We start from the raw sequence: 18,727 nt of genomic DNA on the forward strand, positions 1-18,727 counted from the left end.
ACGCCGGAGCGAGGAATCATGACGTCCGACATCGATCTGGCTTGGCGGGTCGAGGAAGCCTGCCTCAACGCCTGGCCGAGCCCGCGCCAGCTTCTGGTCCACGGCTATCTGCTGCGTGCCACCGGGGGCAGCTCGAAGCGGCAGAATTCCCTGAATCCCCTGCGCGGCAGCGGCGCGCCCGAGCCGGCGATCGCGGCCGGACAGGCGCTCTACGCCGCCCTCGGGCGCCGGGCGATCTTCCGGGTGCCGGCGATCGCGCCGCAGATGGAGCCGCTCCTGGCAGGGGGCGATTACGCCGTCGTCGACGAAACCTGCACGCTATTTCGCGATCTCGACGACCTATCGGGCGGCCCGGATCCGGCGGTCAAGCTCATGCCCGCGCCCGATGCCGAGTGGCTCGCCCTGCGCGATGCCGTGAACCGGGCCGACGCGGCCGCCGCCCGGGCGTTCCGCGACACGGTCGAAACCCTGATCCTGCCGCGGGCCTTCTCGGCGGTGCCGGCGGAGGGTGGGATCGGCGCCTTCGCGTTCGGGGTGCTCGACGGCGACCTGCTGGTGATCGAGTCGGTTGCGACAGTCGAGCATCTGCGCGGGCGCGGCCATGGCAGGCGCGCCGTCGGCGCGTTGCTGCACTGGGCCCGCGGGCAGGGCGCGCGGGCGGCCTGCCTCCAGGTGATCGCCGCGAATACGCCGGCGCGGGCATTGTACCGGGGGCTGGGATTCGCGCGCGAGCTGTACCGGTATCACTACCGTGTCGGGCCGGAGCCGGCCTGAGCCTGTTTGCTCACGCGTCGAAGAGCGACCCCTGCCGCGTCGGCGCGGCGGCGTTCGGGGCATTGCGCTTCCCGCTCGCGCCGTCGGAGGCCGGCTGAGACCGGGCGGCGCGTCGGGCGGGCTTGGCGGATACGGACGGGTCTGAGGTCCCGTCCGGCACCGCGTTCACCGTCCCGTCGGCGAATTGCAGGCTGAGGCGGCTGGCGGTCGCAGCCTCGGCGGCGTGCCGGACCGGCAGGCCGGCGGCGTCGCGAACGAGGACGTAGCCGCGCTCCAGCACGGCCCGGTAGCTCAGCGAGCCGAGGAGATGCGCCAAGCCCTCCAGCCGGTCGCGGCGGCGCTCGACGCCGCGCAGGCCTGCCTGGGTGAGGCGGTTCGACAGGGCGACGAGGCGGTCGGCCCGGCGCGCCTGCAACGCCCGCGCCCGCTCCAGGCTGGCATCCCGGGCGACGACCAGGCGGCGGCCGAGCTGGGACAGGGCCTCGCCCTTGCGCTGGACGTCGTTGCGCAGGGCGGTCAGCGGCCGGTGATCGATCCGGGCCAGCCGCGCCCGCGCATTGGCGAGCGCCACGTCAGGCGAGCGCCGAGCCATCCGGTCGAGGAGCAGTTGCAGCCGGGCGCGGTGCCGGCTGGCCCCCGCCGCGAGGGCCGGGGCGAGGCGCGCCTCGGCGAGGTCGAGGCGCTGGCGCTTGGCCGCCAGCAGGGCATCGGCGCTCGGCAGGGCGCGGGCCAGCGCGCGCAGGTCGGACCGGTCGCGCTCGACCCGGCGGCCGATCGACCCGACCGCGCGGGCGGAGAGGTCGGCCACCGTGGCAACCAGATCGGCCCGGACCGGCACGGCCATCTCGGCGGCGCCGGTCGGGGTCGGCGCCCGCCGGTCGGAGACGTAATCGATCAGCGTGGTGTCGGTCTCGTGCCCGACCGCCGAGATCAGCGGGATCCCGCTCTCGAAGGCGGCGCGGACCACGCATTCCTCGTTGAAGGCCCAGAGATCCTCGATGGAGCCGCCGCCGCGCGCGACGATCAGCACGTCCGGGCGCGGGATGGCGCTGTTCGGGCCCAGGGCGTTGAAGCCGCGGATCGCCGCCGCGACCTCCTCGGCCGCGCCGTCGCCCTGGACGCGCACCGGCCAGACCAGCACCGGCCGCGGGAACCGATCCTCCAGCCGGTGGAGGATGTCGCGGATCACCGCCCCGGTGGGCGAGGTGACGACGCCGACCACGCGCGGCAGGTAGGGGATCGCCCGCTTGTGCTCGGGAGCGAACAGCCCTTCGGCGGCAAGCTGCTTCTTGCGCTCCTCCAGCAGGGCCATCCAGGCACCGAGGCCGGCCGGCTCCAGGCTCTCGACCACGATCTGGTAGGAGGACTTGCCCGCGAAGGTGGTGATGCGGCCGGTGGCGACCACCTCCAGCCCCTCCTGGGGCTTCTGGCGCAGGCGCCCGAACACGCCCTTCCAGACGACGGCGTCGATCCGCGCCTGTCCGTCCTTCAGGGAAAAATAGGCGTGGCCGGAGCCGTGCTGCCCGCGATAGCCGGAGATCTCGCCGCGCAGCCGGACATGGCCGAACGCGTCCTCCAGGGTGCGCTTGAGCGCGCCCGCCAGTTCGCCGACCGACCATTCCGGCTGGTTGGCGGTGAGCACGCTGGTCGGCGGGATATCCGCCGCAGGCGAGGCTGCGGGGCGCGGAGGCGGCACGAGGGGCATGGGCGGACGCTAGAGCAAGAGGCGGAAAAGTGGAAACCGGATTTCCGCCCGATCAAACCCGCCGTTGGGGCATGTGACAGATCGGGCGAAACCGTCTGCCAGCCGGATCGCCGCTTATCGGAAATCCATCTCCCAATCGCGGCCGCCATAGAAGATGCGCAGGATCACAACGCGGTGCTCCTCAACCGTAAAGGCAACCGTGACACGCCGCGCGAAGCCGATCGTGCGCAGGCCCGGTCGGAGATCGCTGTGCAAGCTCCCGCGCTCCGCACCGTATTCGAGCCGCTGACAAAAATTGCGGATGCTCTCTTCGAAGCCCGACGCGATCACGGGTGTGCTGGCCTTCGCGACGGTGTCGTAGATCCATTCCAGGTCATCACCGGCGGCGGGCGCGTAGCTGATGCTCCGCCGTCTCACGCACTGTCCCGCAGCCGCGCGTCGTGACGCCGGCGCATCCGCTCGGCCATGTCCTCCGACGAGATCGCGCGCTCGGGATGCGTTTTCATCTCGTCGTAGGTCGCAACCACCTCGTCGCGAAGCCAGCGCTCGACGGCGGCGTCGCGCTCCTGCAGCGCGCGTAGACCGGCGCGCACCACCTCGCTCGCGCTCGCGAACGCACCGGTCTTCACCTGTGCATCGATGAAGGCGGCCTGCTCGGAGGGAAGGCTGAAGGTTCGCTTCTCGGTCGCAGCCATGCGGGCTCCTGCGATGGCGGTATGACTATATCATACCATTGTCGGGGCGCTCCGCAATCTTGGGCAGGCCCTTGCCCCACGGAGCCAAAGCCGTCCGTGATGGAAGGACCGGCAAGGCGCCTGCGCCGGCAGCGATACCCTATTCCACCGCCAGTTCACGCGGCGCGTCCGAGATCGAGACGCGGGGGACGAACAGCGACAGCACCAAGGTCAGCAGGGCCACCGCGAAAACCGTCCAGAACGTGCCGTGCAGGGCGTGCTGGAGCCCGTCGCGGATCGCGTCGCCGCCGGCTCCGAGGCTTGCGGGATCGTCGAGGAGGCGCCGGAGCTGGCCGGAATCCACCGGCGGGCCGTCGACCGGGTTGACCAGGCGGTAATTCAGCACGGCACCCAAGGCGGTGGCCCCCAGGGTGGAGCCGAGGTTGCGGGCGAAGATGTTCGAGGCGGTCGCGGCGCCGCGCTGCGCCCAGGTCACGCTGTCCTGGATGATCACGATGGCGGCGGTCGAGAGGAAGCCCATGCCCAGCCCCATCACGATCGAGCCGCAGGCCGCGACGATGGGCGAGGTCTCCGACCCCAGGGCGACGAAGGCGGTGGCGCCCAGCGGCAGCAGGGTAGCGCCGACCAACAGGGTCGGGCGCAGGCCGAAGCGCACGAAGTTGCGCGCCGCCGTGGTGGCGCCGATCGGCCAGCCGAGCACCATCAGGGTCAAGGTCAGGCCGGCGATCAGCGGCGATTGCCGCAGCACGCCTTGGACGTACATCGGCAGGAAGGCGGTGAGCCCGATCACGGTCATGCCCGAGAGCAGCGTCGCCGCGTTGGTCGTGGCGATCGGGCGCTGCATCCACAGGCGGATGTCGAGCATCGGGTCTGCCGCCCGGCGCTCCTGGAGCACGAACAGGATGGCGGCCACGACGAAGCCGAGGGCCGGCCAGAACGCCGCCGCGGCCGAGGTGCCGGCCTCGGTCAGGGCCATCATCAGCGCGGCGATGGCCGCGGTGAACAGGGCGGCGCCCAGCGCATCGATCGGCCGGCTGCGGCGCTCGACGCTCTCCCGCAGGTAGACCAGGAACAAGCCGGCCGCGACCACGCCCACGGGCAGATTGATCCAGAAGATCCAGGGCCAGCTCAGATGGCCGATGATCAGGCCGCCGACCAGCGGTCCGGCCACCGAGGAGATGCCCCAGACGCTGGCGAGATAACCCTGGACCTTGCCGCGCTCCCGGGCCGGGTAGAGGTCGCCGATCACCGTCAGGCTCACCGGCTGGATCGCCCCCGCGCCGACGCCCTGCACCAGGCGGAACAGGATCAGCGAGGGCATCGACCAGGCGAGCCCGCAGAGCAGCGAGCCGGCCAGAAAGACCGCGATGCCGAACAGCAGCACCGGGCGGCGTCCGTAGAGGTCGGACAGCTTGCCGAACACGACCGTGGTGGCGGTCTGCGTCAGCAGGAACGAGCCGAAGACCCAGGCATAGAGGTGGAGGTCGCCGAGCTGAGCGGCGATCTGCGGCATGGCGGTCGAGACGATGGTCGCCTCGATGGCGATCATGAACATCGCCGCCATCACCGCGGCGAGGACCAGCGGGCGGCGCGTCTCGGAAGGACTGGGCATGGGCGCGGTCTAGGCCCGGGGCCGGCCCGGACCTAGCGAGGAAAAGGCGCTCCCGCGCGGCCCCGCTTCCGGGCCGTGCGGGAGCGCACATCCTTCCTCAGGCTTCGAGCTCCGCGTCGAGGTCGCGACCGCGGGTCTCGGGCAGCAGGAAGGCCGCGATGGTCCCGATCAGGCTGAAGGCCGCGAGGTAATAGGCCGGCGCCAGCCGGTCGCCGGTCGCGGCGATCAGCCAGTTGATCACGTAGTTGGTGCTGCCGCCGAAGATCGATACCGAGAGCGCGTAGACGATCGACAGCCCGGCACTGCGCACCGCGCGCGGCAACGCTTCCGGGATGCCGACGATCACCGCGGCGGCGTTGATCGAGGACAGGGCCGAGAGCAGGAACGTCACCGCGTAGACGCTGGCGGCGCTCGGGGCACTGACCACCCAGGCGAAGGCCGGCACGGCCAGGACCAGGATCAGCGCCCGCGGCCAGATCATCACGGGGCGCCGGCCGAACCGGTCGGCGAGCCAGCCGCCCAGCAACGGGAAGATCACCGAGGCGAGGCCGAGCGCGATCGGCACCGCGGTGGCCGCGGTCTCGCTCAACCCCAACGTTGCGCCGGCAAAGACCGGCATGTTGGTGCCCACCGCGTTCGAGACGGTCGAGGCCGCGATGACCAGGAAGGTCAGACCCAGCAGGCGGCCATGCTCGCGCAGGAGCTGCCCGAACACCGCGACCGTCGAGGACGCCGCGTGGGGATCCTCCTCGGCGCCGCCGGTTTCGGGCAAGTGGCTCCGGATCACGAGGCCCACCGGCACGACGCACAGGCCGAGGGCGAACATCACCCGCCAGCCCCAGGCCGACATCGCCTGGTCGCCGACGATGAGCGCCAGGATGGTCGCCACGATTCCGGCGAACAGCGCCGCGCAGCCCTGGCTGGCGATCTGCCAGCTGGTCACGAAGCCGCGCTTGGCCGGCGGCGCCGATTCGAGGAGATAGGCGGTGGACGGGCCGACCTCGCCACCGAGGGCGAGCCCCTGGATGAGGCGGCCCGCGATCACGATGACCTGCGCCCAGCCCCCGATCGCCGCGTAGGACGGGCAGGCGGCCAGCATCAGCATGCCGAGCGCCATCAGCGCGATGGTGATCAGCATGGCCGGTTTGCGCCCGGCCCGATCCGCGAAGGCGCCGATCAGCGCGCCGCCGATCGGCCGCATCACGTAGCCGATGCCGAACAGGGCCAGCGACGCGAGCAGGCTGTGGGTCGGATCGGTCGCCGGAAAGAAGGCCTCGCCGATCGGCTTCGCGAAGAAGGCGTAGACGGTGAAATCGTAGAATTCGAGGGCGTTGCCGAGCACCACGGCGCCGACCGCCTTGCGGTCGAGAGCGGTGTGGGGTGCGGCGCCGGAGGGTAGCGTCGTCTTGGCGTCCAAAATCTTGGCATCCATCAGCGGGCCGGCTCCCCGGACGGCGGATGCTTGGCGATTCCCCCGGATACCGGCTCGGCACCGTCGGCGACGGCCTCGTCGTAGCCGGCAAGCCAGCGCGTGCGGGCCTGCGTGCCCTCGGCATAGGGGCAGGCCTCGCGCGCTAAGCCCTTTCCGGGGGCGGCGCGGCCGAGGGCGTGCGTGTCGAGATCGTTCGGGGGCGAATCCATGCTGGCGCTGCTCCTCATGCGTCGCGTTCGCGCCGATGTAGGGCAGGTGGCGCCTGCCGGCGCGCTCAATGCAGCGTTGGATCCGCGTCCGGCGGCAGGGAGACGGCCTCGCTGAACGGAAATTCGAGCACCACCTCGCCGGCCGCATCGGTGACGACCAGGCAGGCGGTCATCAGCCGGGCCTGATTCCGCGGATCGGCCAGGGCTGCACGGATCGTCTCCTGGGCCTTCTCCCAGGCCTGGTCCGGATCGCGCAGCTCGACGCCAGTCGGATCGGTGATCGTGTCGTCACCAATCTGCGTGTGGAAGAAGTAGCGCGGCATGGCCCTCATCCCCGGTCTCGAGCGCTCCCGCGGAGCGCACCCTCACCAGATGGGGATCGCAGCGGCCGAGGTCAGCCGTTGGCGGCACGCAGCTCCGGAGCTCCGGGGACAGGGCGGAGGTTGTGCACCGTCGCGGACGCCGTGCCGGTGCGGTGCAGCTTCTCCATCGCCATGAGCGGCCGCAATTCGGGCTCGGCGAAGTCCATCAGCCGGGCGTTGCGCCAGCGCGGCTTGCCGGCCCCGCGGCCGAACCAGCGCGGGCGCACCTCCTCCACCAGCAGCACGAGCCGGCCCGTCCAGGACTTGCGGAACCAGAAGCGCCCCGTCAGAGCCATCGTCCCATCTCCCTGAAGGCCGGCCCAGCCATCGCTCCGATGCCGCCCGGCTCTCGGCGCCTCCAATACCGGACTTGGCCGTGCAAGTACCGGTCGACCGGGCCGTTCCATCGCGGATCGACCGATATCCACAGGCCTGGGAGGGGGACGCAGAAGGCTCAGCGCGCGAGGTGGCGCAGGATCAGCCCGAGCACCAGCAGCCAGACCAGCCCTGAGATGACGTAGACGAAGCCGCGCAGGAGCGCCGATTCCAGAGCCTGATGCGCCGAGCGCGGATCGGCCCGCCGGCTCCCGCGATGCACGGGCGGTGGCGCCGGCTCGGCGACGGAGCCGGGCGGAAGAGCCAGGTAGCGCGTCAGGCTCTCGGGCAGCGTGCGGTGATCGGTGTTCACGGCTGTGGAGGTTACGCGCCGCCGGCCGCGCGCGGCAAGGCATCTCCTGCGGGTGAATCGGCTGCGGGCGCGTGGTACAGGTTGCCGACCCCGGCGGCACGGCCGGCCCTCGGCGTCCGATCATGTCCCTGCCCCCTGTCCTGATCACGGGCGTCGCCGGCTTCATCGGCAACGCGCTCGCGCTGCGCTTCCTCGAAGCCGGCCGGCCCGTCGTCGGTCTCGACAACGTCAACGCCTATTACGACGTCGGCCTGAAGGAGGCGCGGCTGCGGCGGCTCGAACCCTTCGCGGGCTACAGCTTCGAGCGCCTCGATCTCACAGACGGCGCCGGGCTCGCCGCGCTGTTCCGCCGCCACGGCTTCCGGACCGTCATCCATCTCGCGGCGCAGGCGGGTGTCCGCCATTCGCTGACCGACCCGCATGCCTACGCGTCGAGCAATCTCGTCGGCTTCCTGAACATCCTCGAAGCGTGCCGGCACGGCGGCGTGGCGCATCTGCTCTACGCCTCCTCGAGCTCGGTCTACGGCGCGGTCACGGCCATGCCGTTCTCGGTCCACCAGAACGTCGACCATCCGGTGAGCCTCTACGCGGCGACCAAGAAAGCCAACGAGCTGATGGCCCACAGCTACAGCCACCTCTACGGGCTGCCGACCACGGGCCTGCGCTTCTTCACCGTGTACGGGCCCTGGGGCCGGCCCGACATGGCGATGTATCTGTTCACCCGCGCCATCCTGGCCGGCGAGCCGATCCAGGTCTTCAACGAAGGCCGGATGCGCCGGGACTTCACCTATATCGACGACATCGTCGAAGGGATCGTCGCGCTCTCCGAGAAGCCGGCCGCCCCGAACCCGGCCTGGAGCGGCGACGCCCCCGATCCCGGCACGAGTGCGGCGCCTTACCGGGTCTACAACATCGGCAACAACGAGCCGGTGGAGCTGATGCGGATGATCGCGCTTCTCGAGGAGGCGCTCGGACGCAAGGCGGAGACGATCCTGCTGCCGATGCAGCCCGGCGACGTCCCGGCCACCTACGCGGATATCGAGGATCTGACGCGCGCAACCGGCTTTCGTCCGGCGACCCCGCTGAAGCTCGGCATCGAGCGCTTCGTGGCGTGGTACCGGAGCTATCACGGCCTCTGAGCGCGACGCCGATAGCCGAGCAGGGCCGCGATCCCGACGAAGATCGCCAGAGCCGTCCACATCCCGCCTTCACCGAGCTTGCCGACGACGACCCACAGACGGTCCGGCTCCTCGGCGACTGTGAGCACGACCACGCCGAGCGTGCTGAGCGTGACTAGGATCGCCAGGGCGCGAAAACTCATGGCGGCGCTCCGCTGCCGGCGTCGCCGATTGCGCGCGATCCGGCTCGATCAGCTTACGGCGCCACGGATCGCCCGTGCAATCCGATGCGGCTCCGAGCCCGCGCCGGAACGCGCCGCTTTCCAGCTTCCATCCGTCGCAGGCGGTGAAGCGCGCGGCCGGGTGTTGAGGGTCTGGCCGGCCGGCTCATCCACCGGGACGACGGCTTCGCACGGCTAGGCCGTTGCACCACGGGTGTGTATTATTTAGAGCTGTTCCAGGCAGGCAAGCTCTGCTCTAAACGCTGCCGCGTCAGCGGCCATAAGGAGGAAATCCATGCGTTCTTTCGTTCTCGGCGCCGTCCTTGCCGCCCTGATCCCTCTCTCGGCGCAGGCCCAGGAGGCCGGTGATGCGGCCGCCGGCGAGAAGGCTTTCGCCCCCTGCAAGGCGTGCCACAATTTCCAGAAGAACGGCGTGGGTCCGGACCTCAAGGGCGTCGTGGGTCGTAAGGCCGGCGTCTACGAGGGCTACAACTTCTCGGCCGCTCTCAAGAACTCGGGCATCACCTGGGACGAGGCCAATCTGCACGAGTGGCTGAAGAACCCGAAGGCGAAGGTGCCCGGCACCAAGATGATCTTCCAGGGCTACCCCGACGACAAGAAGATCAACGACGTGATCGCCTACCTCAAGACCCAGTCCTGATCCGTCGCTCTCGCGCGTGAACTGATTCCGGGGCATCCGCGCGGACGCGCGGATGCCCTCGTGCATTCTGGGCCGGCGCGGGCGGCAAACTAGTCCGGGATGAGGCCGTTCTGAAGGCCGAGCCGCAGGGTGACGAGGTCGTTCAGCAGGTCCTTCCGGCCCTGCATGTCGAGGCCGGTCCGGTCGCCCGCCTCGTCGGGCAGGCAGGCGAGCACGTCGCGCAGCTTCGCGCCGGCCGGCGTGAGGAAGATGCTGACCTGGCGCTCGTCCGCCCGATCCCGGGCGCGCCGCACGCGACCCGAGGCCTCCAGGCGCTTGAGCAGCGGGGTCAGGGTCCCGGAATCGAGGAACAGGCGGTTGCCGATCTCCTTGACCGACAGGCCATCCTCCTCCCAAAGCACCAGCAGGACGAGGTATTGCGGGTAGGTCAGCTCATGCTGCCCGAGAAGAGTGCGGTAGGCCCGGCCGAAGGCGTGGGCCGCGGCGTAGACGGCGAAGCACAGTTGGTTGTCGAGGCGCTGCCGGTCCCGCTGCGATAGCTGGTCGACGGTCGCACGACCCGCCTGGTTCGGCTCAGCGCCGCTCTGCGAGGCAGTCGGGCCTGACATCGGTTGAACTCTCTCTGGTAAAGGCGGGCTATCGTACCGGTATGCCGAAGGGCGACTCTTAGTCAGTTCGTGAAACCTGTACAATTCTCGGAGACGGACGACGTGCCATCCATCCTCTGCGGCGTTCAGCCGTCCATGAGGGGGTGCAGGTCTCGTACCATCGCCTTCAGGCGTTCATCGAGAACATGCGTGTAGATCTGCGTGGTCGAGATGTCGGCGTGCCCCAGCAATTCCTGGACGATGCGCAGATCGGCGCCGTTCTGCAGCAGATGGCTGGCGAAGGCATGCCGCAGCACGTGCGGGCTGACGCGGTCGGGACGTAACCCGGCGGCGACCGCCACGGCCTTCAGGTCCCGGGCGAAGGCCTGCCGGGTGAGATGGCCGCTGTCGCTGTCGGCCGGGAACAGCCACGGGGATTCCTCGGGCACCGCGGCGAGGTGCGCGGTCATCGCGACCCGGGACGCCTCGGTCAGCGGGACGAGCCGCTCGCGGCCGCCCTTGCCCTTGATGAACAGGTAGCGCTCCCGGGTGGTGCCGGCGGCGCGCGGCAGGGCGACGAGCTCGGAGACGCGCAGGCCGGTGGCGTAGAGAAGCTCGAGCAGGCAGACCATCCGGCGGGCGCGCCGCGCCGGCCCCGCCTCCGTGGCGGCCGCGGCCGCTTGCGCGGTGGCCAGCAGTCCGTCCACCTCGGCGATCGACAACACCTTCGGCAGGGTCCGGCCCCGGCGCGGGCCCGAGACCGCGACGCTCGGATCGGCCTCGGCATAGCCCTCGGCATAGAGAAACTTGTGGAAGCCGCGCACGCAGGACAGGCGGCGCGCCGCCGACGAGGCCATGAGGCCCCGCGTCTCCAGATCCGCCACGAAGGCCCGGAGGCTGTGCGTATCGGCCTCCTCGAGCGGGATGCCTGCGCGACGTAGATAGGCGAGGTAATCGTCGAGATCGCGTCGATAGGCGGCCAGGGTGTTGGCGCCGGCCCCGCGCTCGGCGGCGAGCATGTCGAGATAGGCGGCGACCTCCGGGGAGGGGAGAGGAGCCGGGGCGCCGTCCGGGACCGCGCTCAACGGCTGCCCGGTTGAAGCTTCGAGGCCGGGATCGTCACGGTCATCTCCCGGGGGGTCGGGACCACGAAATTCGCCAGCGCGAACATCGCCGCGAAGACGAGACCGGCCAGGATCGCGATGGTGGCGAAGAAACGAAACAGGGTCGGCACGTCGGTCGAACCTCGGGCAGACGGGCGCAGGCAGCGGGAGGGGAGCGCACGAAAAGCCCTCCCAAGATGTCGCGAGAGATCGGTTTCCACCACGCGATCGCGGCGCTGACAAGGCCTGGAAGGACACAGGGATGCGTTTCGCTGGCCGCTTGAATCGCGCTAAGAGCCTGGCGCAGGATTGAAAGCCCTCCGCGAGGCGCGTGCGGGGCGGCGACAGGGAGCCGGAGACGCCACGACCATGCGATGCTGCCGTCGATGAACGAAGGGGACGTCGGTGAACCGATCGAGGCGCGCCTGCGCCGGGCGCTGGGCCTGCGCTCGATCGTGCTCGTCGGCTTGATGGGGGCGGGCAAGAGCACGGTCGGCCGGCGCCTGGCCAGCCGGCTCGGGCTGATCTTCAAGGACGCCGACAGCGAGATCGAGGCGGCGGCCGGCCTGACCATCCCCGACATCTTCGCGATCTACGGCGAGCCGAGCTTCCGCGACGGCGAGGAGCGGGTGATCTCGCGTCTCCTGCGGGCCGGGCCGCTGGTGCTTGCCACCGGCGGCGGCGCCTATCTGCGCGAGGCGACCCGGGCGCGGATCCGGGAATCGGCCATCTCGGTCTGGCTCAAGGCCGATCTCGACGTGCTGATGCGGCGGGTGCGCAAGCGCGGCAACCGGCCCCTGCTCCACACCGAGGATCCCGAGGCGACGATGCGCGACCTGATGGCGGTCCGCCACCCGGTCTATGCGGCGGCCGACGTGGTGGTGATTTCCCGGGAAGTCTCCCACGACCGTGTTGTCCAGGACGTGCTGGAAGCTTTGGACGCGCACCTGAACGCCGCGGCCCCGAGCCCGATCGCGGCTCAATAACGAAGACCGAGCGAGCCCATCCGTGACCGAGCCCTCGACCCATCCTGTTCCCCTGACGGTCCACGTGCCGCTCGATGCCGGGCGCGACTACGACGTCCTGATCGGGCGCGGCCTGATCGAGACGGCCGGCGCTCGGGTGGCCGCCCTCGGGGGCCGGCGGGCGGCGATCGTCACCGACGCGAACGTCGCCGCTCTCTACGGTGATCGCCTGCGGACCAGCCTGGAGCGCGCCGGCCTCGGTTCCGGGATCGTCACCGTGGCGCCGGGCGAGGGCTCGAAATCCTATGCCGGCTACGCGCAGGTCTGCGACGGGTTGCTGGCCCTGAAGGTCGAGCGCGGCGATCTCGTCGTGGCGCTCGGCGGCGGCGTGGTCGGCGATCTCGCCGGGTTCGCGGCCGCGACTTTGCGCCGGGGCGTGCGCTTCGTGCAGGTCCCGACCAGCCTGCTCGCCCAGGTCGATAGCTCGGTGGGCGGCAAGACCGGGATCAACGCCCCGCTCGGCAAGAACCTGATCGGCGCCTTCCACCAGCCCCGCCTGGTGCTCGCCGATACGGCGACCCTCGACACCCTGTCCGAGCGCGAGATGCGGGCCGGCTACGCGGAGGTCGCCAAATACGGGCTGATCGCGGATGCCGGGTTCTTCGACTGGTGCGAGGCCAACTGGCGCGGAATCTTCTCCGGCGGTCCCGAGCGCGAGGAGGCGGTTGCCGCCTGCTGCCGCGCCAAGGCCGCGGTGGTCACCCGTGACGAGCGGGAGGACGGCGAGCGCGCTCTGCTCAATCTCGGCCACACCTTCGGCCACGCTCTGGAGCGGATCACCGGTTACGACTCGGCGCGGCTGGTGCACGGGGAGGGGGTCGCGATCGGCACGGCCCTGGCCTTCCGGTTCTCGGCCAGGCTCGGGCTCTGCCCCGGGCAGGATGCCGGCCGCGTCGCCAACCACCTGGCGCTCGCCGGCCTGCCGACCCGTCTCCAGGCGGTGCCTGGCGGCTGCGGCGACGCCGACGCCCTCGTCGAGGCGATGGCCCAGGACAAGAAGGTCCGCGACGGCGCCCTGACCTTCATCCTCGCCCGCGGGATCGGCCAGAGCTTCATCGCTCCCGGGATCGACCGGTCCGACGTGCGGGCGTTCCTGCAGGACGAGCTCGCCGCCGACCTGCGCCCCTGACCCTGCCATCGGCCTTGCCTTGCGCCGGTCGGACCGCTAAGAGCCTGCCACATCCGGGACGGTTCAGACCGTCGCGAGATTCTGGCTCGGATCATCCCCGGGACAGGAGGTCGAGGTCGGTTCGCCGATCTTGCCGGTTGCCGGTGTAGCTCAGTGGTAGAGCAGCGCTTTCGTAAAGCGAAGGTCGGGGGTTCAAATCCCTCCTCCGGCACCATTTCCTCTGCAAGCTGGTCCAGGCGCGCAGGCGATTCGGAAACATTCCAGCCTGTTGCAGCTGCTTCGATGGATCGTCGGGCGGCGCGGTGTGGAATTCCGCCCCCGTCTGTCATCGTCCGCGGAACCGGACGCACCGTCCCCGTGTAGGGCGATCGGTGCCGTTTCTCGGCGCAGCAGACGGGATACGCCATGAAAGCCGAGATCCTGGGCGTCCGGTTCGTCCACGAGGGCTGGAGCCGGTTCGGGATCGCGACGGTGCGTCTCGCCGACGGCGCCGTGGTCGAGCGCGAGATTGAGGATCACGGCAATTCGGTCGGGGTCCTGCCCTATGACCCGGAGCGGAAGGTCGCCACGCTGGTGCGCGAGCTGCGGGTACCGCCCCTCTTCGCCGCCGGTGAGCAGGTGCAGCTGGAAGCGCCGGCCGGCCTGATCGACGACGGCAGCCCGGAGGAGAACGGCCGCCGGGAGGCGCTCGAGGAGGTGGGCCTGCGCCTGCACGACCTCGAATTCGTCGGCGCCACCTATTCCTGCGCCAGCCTGACGACGGAAAAACTGCACCTCTACCTCGCGCCCTACGGCCGGGCGGATCGCGCCGAGGGCGGCGGCGGCGCCGAGGGCGAACACGAGAACATCCGGATCGTGGAGATGCCGCTCGCCGAACTCGCCGGCATGGCGGACCGGGCCGAACTCAACGACCTGAAGACGTTGACGCTGGTCCTGGCCCTGCGCGCCCGGCATCCGGAGCTTTTCGCGGCGTGAGAATCCGCTATCGCGTATTCGCGCAATGGTTGATCACCGGCGCGGTGTTTCTCGCGGTCGCCTGGATCGCGTTCCATCTGCGCTGAGCAGACCCCCGTCTCAGGAAACGAAGCGATGAGCGAAGACGCCGGCACCGCCGAACCGCACGGCCTCGACCGGGGTCTCACCAATTACGGCGACCGCGATTTCGCCCGCTACCTGCGGCGGTCCTTCGCCCGGTCCATGGGCATCTCGCGCACCCTTCTGGACAAGCCGGTGGTCGGCATCGCGATGACTCCGTCGGGGTTCAACAATTGCCACCGGAGCATGCCCGAGCTGGTGGAGGCGGTCTCCCGCGGGGTGCTCGCCGCCGGTGCCCTGCCGCGCCCGTTCCCGACCGTGTCGCTCGGGGAGGTTTTCCTCAATCCGACCAGCATGATGTACCGCAACCTCATGGCCATGGACACGGAGGAGATGATCCAGGCCCAGCCGATGGATGCGGTCGTGCTGATCGGCGGCTGCGACAAGACCGTGCCGGCCCAGCTCATGGGTGCGGCCTCGGCGGGCCTTCCGGCGATCCAGGTGGTGACCGGCCCGATGTCCACCGGGCGCCATCGCGGCCAGCGGCTCGGCGCCTGCACGGATTGCCGGGGCTTCTGGGCCAAGTACCGGGCCGGGACGGTGGATGCGGAGGAGATCGCCGAAGTCGAGGGCCGGCTCTCGGTCACGGCCGGCACCTGCGCGGTGATGGGCACCGCCTCGACCATGGCCTGCATCGCCGAGGCGCTCGGCATGTCGCTGCCGGGCACTGCCGCGATCCCGGCGGTGCATTCGGACCGGCTGGTCGCCGCCGAGGAGACCGGCCGCGCCGCCGTGCGGCTGATCCAGACCAAGATCACCCCGGCTGAGGTCATCACCCGCGAATCCGTGGAGAACGCGATCCGGGTCCTGATGGCGGTGTCCGGCTCCACCAACGCCATCGTGCACCTGACGGCCATCGCCGGGCGCCTCGGCATCCGCATCCCGTCCGGGCGCTTCAACGAAATCTCGGACGAGACCCCGGTGCTGGTCGACCTGAAGCCCGTGGGCGACGGCTACATGGAGGATTTCCACGCCGCGGGCGGCATGGGTGCGCTGCTCCGCGAACTGCGCCCGCTCCTGCATCTCGGCACCGTGGACGTGGAGGGCCGCACCCTCGCCGAACGCCTGGACGAGCCGCCCGGCTGGGTCGACCGCTCGGTCATCCGCGCCTTCGACAATCCGGTTTCGCCAGTGGGCGGGCTTGTGGCGCTCAGCGGCAACCTTGCCCCCGACGGGGCGATCTTCAAGCGCGCCGCCGCGACGCCGGAGCTGTTCGAATCCGAGGGGCGGGCGGTGGTGTTCACCGGCCTCGAAGACCTCAGCCGGCGGATCGACGACCCGGACCTCGACGTAGCCCCGGGCGACGTGCTGGTGCTTCAGAATGCCGGGCCGCACGCGGCCGGCATGCCGGAAGCGGGCTACCTGCCCATTCCCAAAAAGCTCGCCCGGGCGGGGGTGAAGGACATGGTGCGGATCTCCGACGCGCGGATGTCCGGCACGGCCTTCGGGTCGATCGTGCTGCACATCGCCCCGGAGGCGGCCATCGGGGGCCCGCTCGGCGCCGTCCGCGACGGCGACCGGATCCGCCTGTCGATCCGGGACAAGCGGATCGACCTGCTGGTGGACGAGGCCGAGATCGCCCGCCGGCTCGCCGACCATGAGCCGCCGCCAGCGCCCAAGCGCGGCTACAAGGCGCTCTACCGGCGCACCGTCACCCAGGCGCCGGACGGCTGCGACTTCGACTTCCTGATTGGGGAGGGCGAGCCGCGCTGACGCGCGCGGCTTGATCCGCGGCCGCCCCGGGGCCATCGTTCGGCGAAGAATCGGGAGGAGTCGACCATATGACGCGCGCCTGCATCGTGGGCTGGGCCCACAGCCCCTTCGGCAAACTCGAGGAACCGGATGTCGAGGCGCTGGTCGCGCGCGTGTCCGGCGAAGCGCTGGCGCATGCGGGCGTCGAGGATTCCCAGGTCGACGGCATCTATGTCGGCGTCATGAATACCGGCTTCTCGAAGCAGGGTTTCGAGGGGTCTCAGGTCGCCCTGAATCGACCGGGCCTCGCCCATGCGCCGGCGACGCATCTGGAGAATGCCTGCGCCACCGGCTCGGCCGCGCTCTACGCGGCCCTCGACTTCGTCGATAGCGGCCGCGGCCGGATCGCCCTGGTGGTCGGTGCCGAGAAAATGACGGCGAAGTCCGTGGCTGAGACCGGCGACATCCTGCTCGGTGCCTCCTACCGGAAGGAGGAGGCCGACATCGAGGGCGGGTTTGCCGGCGTGTTCGGGCGGATCGCGGCGGGCTACTTCCAGCGCTACGGCGACCGCAGCGAGGAACTGGCGCGGATCGCTGCCAAGAACCACCGCAACGGCGTCGCCAACCCCTACGCGCAGCTGCGCAAGGATCTCGGCTTCGCGTTCTGCAACACGGTCTCCGACAAGAACCCCTACGTGGCGGCGCCGCTGCGCCGGACCGACTGCTCGCTGATCTCGGACGGCGCCGCCGCCCTCGTGGTCGCGGATGCCGAGACCGCCGAGGGGCTGGCGCGGGCGATCGGCTTCCGCGCCCGGGCGCATGTCAACGACATCCTGCCCCTGTCGCGCCGGGATCCGACCGAATTCAAGGGTGCGCGGCTCGCCTGGGAGAAGGCGCGGGCGCAGGCCGGGATCGGCAATGACGACCTGTCCTTCGTCGAGACGCACGATTGCTTCACCATCGCCGAACTCATCGAGTACGAGGCGATGGGCCTGGCCGAGCCGGGCCAGGGCTACCGGGTCGTTCGCGAGGGCCTGACCGAGAAGGGCGGCCGCCTGCCGGTCAATCCCTCCGGCGGCCTGAAGGCCAAGGGCCATCCGGTCGGTGCCACCGGTGTCTCGATGCACGTGATGGCCTGCCTCCAGCTCATGGGTGAGGCCGGCGAGATGCAGGTCCCCGGCGCGAACCTGGCCGGGATCTTCAACATGGGCGGCGCGGCGGTGGCCAATTACGTGTCGATCCTGGAGCGGCGGCGGTAGCGCCACTCCTTATCGGGCCAGCGGAGGAGGGGGATGACTCCCCCTCAGCCGAGCTTGTCGAGCGCCTGCTTGAGGTCGGCGATCAGGTCGGCCTCGTTCTCCAGGCCGATCGACAGCCGCACGGTCTCGGGACCGACCTGGGCGGCTTCCTTCTCGTGCTCCGGCAATTGCCGGTGCGTGGTCGAGGACGGGTGGATCGCCAGCGACTTGATCTCGCCGATGTTCACGAGGTGCGAGATCAGCTCCAGCCCGGCGATGAAGGCCAGCGCCGCCGGCTCGCCGCCCTTCAGCGCGAAGGTGAAGATCGAGCCCGGCCCCTGCGGGGTGTAGCGCTGCGCCAGCTCCTCCCCGGTCTGGCCGGGCAGGCCCGGATAGCTCACCCAGGCCACCGCCGGATGGTCCTTGAGGAAGGCCGCCACCGCCCGGGCATTGGCGCAGTGGCGCTCCATGCGCAGCGGCAGCGTCTCGATGCCCATCAGGGTGAGGAACGCGTTCATCGGCGACAGGCCGGGGCCGAGGTCGCGCAGGCCGAAGAACCGGCAGGCCGCCGCGAAGGGTGTCTCCGGGAAGCTCTTGGTCAGGACCAGGCCGTCATAGTCCGGCCAGGGCTCGGTGATCAGGTTGTAGCCGCTGGTCCGGGTCCAGTCGAAGGCACCGGCATCGCAGATCATGCCGCCGATGGTCTGGCCGGAGCCGCCCAGGAACTTCGAGGTCGAGTGCACGACGATGTCGGCCCCGTGCTCGATCGGCCGGATCAGGGCCGGCGAGGCCAGGGTGTTGTCGACGACGAGGGGCAGGCCGTGACGGCGCGCCACCGCGGCGATGCCGGCGAGATCCATCACCGACGCGCAGGGGTTCACGATCGATTCGCAGATGATCGCCCGGCACTCCGGCGTGATCGCGGCCTCGAAATCCGCGGGGGTCATGCCGCGGGCGAAGCGCGGCTTCAGGTCGTAGCGGCCGTCGAGGCGGCGCATCAGGCCGAGGGAGCCGCCGAACAGGCGCGGCGAGGCCACGTAGGCGTCGCCGCTCTTCATCAGCGTCATCAGCACGAGCAGCATCGCCGATTGCCCGGACGACACCGCGACGCCCGCCTTGGCGCCTTCCAGGTCGGCGACCCGGCGCTCCAGGGCGGCCACCGTCGGGTTCGAGCCCCGCGAATAGGAGAAGCCGGACCGGCGGCCCGCGAAGATGTCGGCCGCCTGTTCGGTGGAATCGAACACGAAGCCGTTGGTGAAGTAGATCGGCTGGATCCGGGCGCCGGTGGCGGGGTCCGGCGCCGCGCCGGCATGGATGGCCCGGGTCGCGAAACGGTGCTTGCGGCTCAATTCCGTCATGGCTCTCGGTCGGCTGTTCGGCG

General features: G+C 70.4%; 22 protein-coding genes and 1 tRNA gene. 9 read left to right on the forward strand and 14 right to left on the reverse strand.

Annotated features, from left to right (window positions below):
- Positions 1–18: 18 nt before the first annotated feature.
- Positions 19–774 (forward strand): GNAT family N-acetyltransferase, encoded by a 756-nt coding sequence (locus tag LGR69_RS03450; RefSeq protein ID WP_230365175.1) that lies wholly within the window; start codon positions 19–21, stop codon positions 772–774.
- 10 nt (positions 775–784) lie between these two features.
- Here LGR69_RS03450 and xseA read toward each other — a convergent pair whose 3' ends face one another.
- From xseA to LGR69_RS03495, 9 genes are all read right to left on the reverse strand, one after another.
- On the reverse strand, positions 785–2,479 hold the full coding sequence (gene xseA, locus LGR69_RS03455) for an exodeoxyribonuclease VII large subunit (protein WP_230365176.1): 1,695 nt from the start codon (positions 2,477–2,479) through the stop codon (positions 785–787).
- 114 nt (positions 2,480–2,593) lie between these two features.
- A complete protein-coding gene (locus LGR69_RS03460; RefSeq protein ID WP_007566683.1) occupies positions 2,594–2,896 on the reverse strand; it encodes a type II toxin-antitoxin system RelE/ParE family toxin in 303 nt (100 codons plus the stop codon).
- On the reverse strand, positions 2,893–3,174 hold the full coding sequence (locus LGR69_RS03465; protein ID WP_230365177.1) for a type II toxin-antitoxin system ParD family antitoxin: 282 nt from the start codon (positions 3,172–3,174) through the stop codon (positions 2,893–2,895). The genes LGR69_RS03460 and LGR69_RS03465 overlap by 4 nt, the downstream gene beginning before the upstream one ends.
- Before the next feature lie 139 nt (positions 3,175–3,313).
- The gene (locus LGR69_RS03470; RefSeq protein WP_230365178.1) at positions 3,314–4,786 is read right to left on the reverse strand and encodes an MDR family MFS transporter; all 1,473 of its coding nucleotides are present in this window, start codon (positions 4,784–4,786) and stop codon (positions 3,314–3,316) included.
- A 97-nt stretch (positions 4,787–4,883) separates the two neighbouring features.
- On the reverse strand, positions 4,884–6,218 hold the full coding sequence (locus LGR69_RS03475) for an MFS transporter (RefSeq protein WP_230365179.1): 1,335 nt from the start codon (positions 6,216–6,218) through the stop codon (positions 4,884–4,886).
- Entirely contained in the window at positions 6,218–6,427 is a 210-nt protein-coding gene (locus LGR69_RS03480; RefSeq protein WP_050732572.1) for an Rmf/CrpP family protein, read from the reverse strand. Before LGR69_RS03480 ends, LGR69_RS03475 begins: the two co-directional genes overlap by 1 nt.
- Positions 6,428–6,492: 65 nt before the next feature.
- The gene (locus LGR69_RS03485) at positions 6,493–6,750 is read right to left on the reverse strand and encodes a DUF6894 family protein (protein WP_230365180.1); all 258 of its coding nucleotides are present in this window, start codon (positions 6,748–6,750) and stop codon (positions 6,493–6,495) included.
- A 71-nt stretch (positions 6,751–6,821) separates the two neighbouring features.
- On the reverse strand, positions 6,822–7,085 hold the full coding sequence (locus tag LGR69_RS03490) for a hypothetical protein (RefSeq protein WP_091862458.1): 264 nt from the start codon (positions 7,083–7,085) through the stop codon (positions 6,822–6,824).
- A gap of 158 nt (positions 7,086–7,243) precedes the next feature.
- Positions 7,244–7,477 (reverse strand): hypothetical protein, encoded by a 234-nt coding sequence (locus LGR69_RS03495; protein WP_230365181.1) that lies wholly within the window; start codon positions 7,475–7,477, stop codon positions 7,244–7,246.
- Between the two features lie 122 nt (positions 7,478–7,599).
- Here LGR69_RS03495 and LGR69_RS03500 point away from each other — a divergent pair, with 122 nt between their 5' ends.
- A complete protein-coding gene (locus tag LGR69_RS03500; protein WP_230365182.1) occupies positions 7,600–8,616 on the forward strand; it encodes an NAD-dependent epimerase in 1,017 nt (338 codons plus the stop codon).
- Here the strand turns inward: LGR69_RS03500 and LGR69_RS03505 are convergent.
- Entirely contained in the window at positions 8,604–8,798 is a 195-nt protein-coding gene (locus LGR69_RS03505; protein ID WP_230365183.1) for a hypothetical protein, read from the reverse strand. The two genes, LGR69_RS03500 and LGR69_RS03505, sit on opposite strands and share 13 nt — an antisense overlap.
- 313 nt (positions 8,799–9,111) lie before the next feature.
- On the opposite strand from LGR69_RS03505, the gene LGR69_RS03510 reads away from it, so the two are divergent.
- Positions 9,112–9,477, forward strand: a complete 366-nt coding sequence (locus LGR69_RS03510) for a c-type cytochrome (protein WP_007566702.1) — start codon at positions 9,112–9,114, stop codon at positions 9,475–9,477.
- Positions 9,478–9,566: 89 nt separating this feature from the next.
- Here the strand turns inward: LGR69_RS03510 and LGR69_RS03515 are convergent, their stop codons facing one another.
- The 3 genes from LGR69_RS03515 to LGR69_RS03525 all read right to left on the reverse strand — a co-directional run bounded on the left by LGR69_RS03515 (position 9,567) and on the right by LGR69_RS03525 (position 11,298).
- Positions 9,567–10,085 (reverse strand): MarR family winged helix-turn-helix transcriptional regulator, encoded by a 519-nt coding sequence (locus tag LGR69_RS03515; RefSeq protein WP_007566704.1) that lies wholly within the window; start codon positions 10,083–10,085, stop codon positions 9,567–9,569.
- 125 nt (positions 10,086–10,210) lie between these two features.
- Entirely contained in the window at positions 10,211–11,083 is an 873-nt protein-coding gene (locus LGR69_RS03520) for a site-specific tyrosine recombinase XerD (RefSeq protein WP_230365225.1), read from the reverse strand.
- A gap of 62 nt (positions 11,084–11,145) precedes the next feature.
- Positions 11,146–11,298 carry a hypothetical protein gene (locus tag LGR69_RS03525; protein WP_007566707.1) on the reverse strand — a complete coding sequence of 51 codons (153 nt, stop codon included), beginning with the start codon at positions 11,296–11,298 and terminating at the stop codon, positions 11,146–11,148.
- Between the two features lie 255 nt (positions 11,299–11,553).
- Here LGR69_RS03525 and LGR69_RS03530 point away from each other — a divergent pair, with 255 nt between their 5' ends.
- The 6 genes from LGR69_RS03530 (at position 11,554) to LGR69_RS03555 (ending at position 17,367) form a co-directional block, all read left to right on the forward strand.
- Complete coding sequence (locus LGR69_RS03530; protein WP_039903768.1) at positions 11,554–12,153, forward strand: shikimate kinase; 600 nt, start codon at positions 11,554–11,556, stop codon at positions 12,151–12,153.
- A gap of 22 nt (positions 12,154–12,175) precedes the next feature.
- The gene (aroB, locus tag LGR69_RS03535; protein WP_230365184.1) at positions 12,176–13,321 is read left to right on the forward strand and encodes a 3-dehydroquinate synthase; all 1,146 of its coding nucleotides are present in this window, start codon (positions 12,176–12,178) and stop codon (positions 13,319–13,321) included.
- A gap of 139 nt (positions 13,322–13,460) precedes the next feature.
- A tRNA-Thr gene (locus LGR69_RS03540) sits at positions 13,461–13,535 on the forward strand.
- A 191-nt stretch (positions 13,536–13,726) separates the two neighbouring features.
- A complete protein-coding gene (locus tag LGR69_RS03545) occupies positions 13,727–14,296 on the forward strand; it encodes an NUDIX domain-containing protein (protein ID WP_230365185.1) in 570 nt (189 codons plus the stop codon).
- 114 nt (positions 14,297–14,410) lie between these two features.
- Positions 14,411–16,129: an IlvD/Edd family dehydratase gene (locus LGR69_RS03550; protein ID WP_230365186.1), complete on the forward strand. Its 1,719-nt coding sequence runs from the start codon at positions 14,411–14,413 to the stop codon at positions 16,127–16,129.
- 68 nt (positions 16,130–16,197) lie between these two features.
- Positions 16,198–17,367, forward strand: a complete 1,170-nt coding sequence (locus LGR69_RS03555) for an acetyl-CoA acetyltransferase (RefSeq protein ID WP_122160507.1) — start codon at positions 16,198–16,200, stop codon at positions 17,365–17,367.
- 44 nt (positions 17,368–17,411) lie between these two features.
- Here LGR69_RS03555 and LGR69_RS03560 read toward each other — a convergent pair whose 3' ends face one another.
- Positions 17,412–18,704: an O-acetylhomoserine aminocarboxypropyltransferase/cysteine synthase family protein gene (locus tag LGR69_RS03560; RefSeq protein WP_230365187.1), complete on the reverse strand. Its 1,293-nt coding sequence runs from the start codon at positions 18,702–18,704 to the stop codon at positions 17,412–17,414.
- Positions 18,705–18,727 lie beyond the last annotated feature (23 nt).

The sequence above is a fragment of the Methylobacterium brachiatum genome (assembly GCF_020523825.1).
GTDB lineage: Bacteria > Pseudomonadota > Alphaproteobacteria > Rhizobiales > Beijerinckiaceae > Methylobacterium > Methylobacterium brachiatum.

Excerpts from the sequence above, each read along its gene's own strand:
- LGR69_RS03450 (WP_230365175.1), top strand. The coding sequence starts at position 19 with ATGACGTCCGACATCGATCTGGCTTGGCGGGTCGAGGAAGCCTGCCTC.
- xseA (WP_230365176.1), bottom strand. The coding sequence starts at position 2,479 with ATGCCCCTCGTGCCGCCTCCGCGCCCCGCAGCCTCGCCTGCGGCGGAT.
- LGR69_RS03465 (WP_230365177.1), bottom strand. The coding sequence starts at position 3,174 with ATGGCTGCGACCGAGAAGCGAACCTTCAGCCTTCCCTCCGAGCAGGCC.
- LGR69_RS03470 (WP_230365178.1), bottom strand. The coding sequence starts at position 4,786 with ATGCCCAGTCCTTCCGAGACGCGCCGCCCGCTGGTCCTCGCCGCGGTG.
- LGR69_RS03475 (WP_230365179.1), bottom strand. The coding sequence starts at position 6,218 with ATGGATGCCAAGATTTTGGACGCCAAGACGACGCTACCCTCCGGCGCC.
- LGR69_RS03480 (WP_050732572.1), bottom strand. The coding sequence starts at position 6,427 with ATGGATTCGCCCCCGAACGATCTCGACACGCACGCCCTCGGCCGCGCC.
- LGR69_RS03485 (WP_230365180.1), bottom strand. The coding sequence starts at position 6,750 with ATGCCGCGCTACTTCTTCCACACGCAGATTGGTGACGACACGATCACC.
- LGR69_RS03490 (WP_091862458.1), bottom strand. The coding sequence starts at position 7,085 with ATGGCTCTGACGGGGCGCTTCTGGTTCCGCAAGTCCTGGACGGGCCGG.
- LGR69_RS03500 (WP_230365182.1), top strand. The coding sequence starts at position 7,600 with ATGTCCCTGCCCCCTGTCCTGATCACGGGCGTCGCCGGCTTCATCGGC.
- LGR69_RS03505 (WP_230365183.1), bottom strand. The coding sequence starts at position 8,798 with ATGAGTTTTCGCGCCCTGGCGATCCTAGTCACGCTCAGCACGCTCGGC.
- LGR69_RS03510 (WP_007566702.1), top strand. The coding sequence starts at position 9,112 with ATGCGTTCTTTCGTTCTCGGCGCCGTCCTTGCCGCCCTGATCCCTCTC.
- LGR69_RS03515 (WP_007566704.1), bottom strand. The coding sequence starts at position 10,085 with ATGTCAGGCCCGACTGCCTCGCAGAGCGGCGCTGAGCCGAACCAGGCG.
- LGR69_RS03520 (WP_230365225.1), bottom strand. The coding sequence starts at position 11,083 with ATGCTCGCCGCCGAGCGCGGGGCCGGCGCCAACACCCTGGCCGCCTAT.
- LGR69_RS03530 (WP_039903768.1), top strand. The coding sequence starts at position 11,554 with ATGAACGAAGGGGACGTCGGTGAACCGATCGAGGCGCGCCTGCGCCGG.
- LGR69_RS03545 (WP_230365185.1), top strand. The coding sequence starts at position 13,727 with ATGAAAGCCGAGATCCTGGGCGTCCGGTTCGTCCACGAGGGCTGGAGC.
- LGR69_RS03550 (WP_230365186.1), top strand. The coding sequence starts at position 14,411 with ATGAGCGAAGACGCCGGCACCGCCGAACCGCACGGCCTCGACCGGGGT.
- LGR69_RS03555 (WP_122160507.1), top strand. The coding sequence starts at position 16,198 with ATGACGCGCGCCTGCATCGTGGGCTGGGCCCACAGCCCCTTCGGCAAA.
- LGR69_RS03560 (WP_230365187.1), bottom strand. The coding sequence starts at position 18,704 with ATGACGGAATTGAGCCGCAAGCACCGTTTCGCGACCCGGGCCATCCAT.